Origin of the sequence: Streptomyces sp. SID5910, assembly GCF_009862125.1 — a bacterium.
Classification (GTDB): Bacteria; Actinomycetota; Actinomycetes; order Streptomycetales; family Streptomycetaceae; genus Streptomyces.
Map to the genome: position 1 here is coordinate 1 of NZ_WWHX01000277.1, position 342 is coordinate 342.

The following is a 342-nucleotide window of genomic DNA, read 5'->3' on the forward strand; positions in this document are numbered from 1 at the left end:
GCGCTGTCCGGTCGTGGCGGCATGGTGTCCGTGTCGCTGAGCGCTGACGAGGTCACTAAGCGTCTGGCGGCGTGGGACGGTCGACTGTCGGTCGCTGCGGTCAACGGCCCGTCCGTCGTGGTCGTCTCCGGTGACGCGGACGCGCTGGACGAGCTGCTGGCCGCCTGCGAGGCCGACGGTGTGCGGGCCCGCCGCATCGCCGTGGACTACGCCTCGCACTCCGCGCACGTGGAGGCCATCGAGGACGTTCTCCTGCGCGACCTGGCGGGGATCGCGCCGCAGGTGTCGAGCGTGCCGTTCTATTCGACGGTGACGGGCGGTGTCCTGGACACCAGCGGCCTA

The 342-nt window shown here is 71.3% G+C and carries 1 protein-coding gene; it reads left to right on the forward strand.

All coding sequences use genetic code 11. The features are described from left to right. Positions 1-342, forward strand: a 342-nt coding sequence (locus GTW67_RS09420) for an acyltransferase domain-containing protein (RefSeq protein ID WP_161164350.1), incomplete at both ends; no start/stop codon positions are given.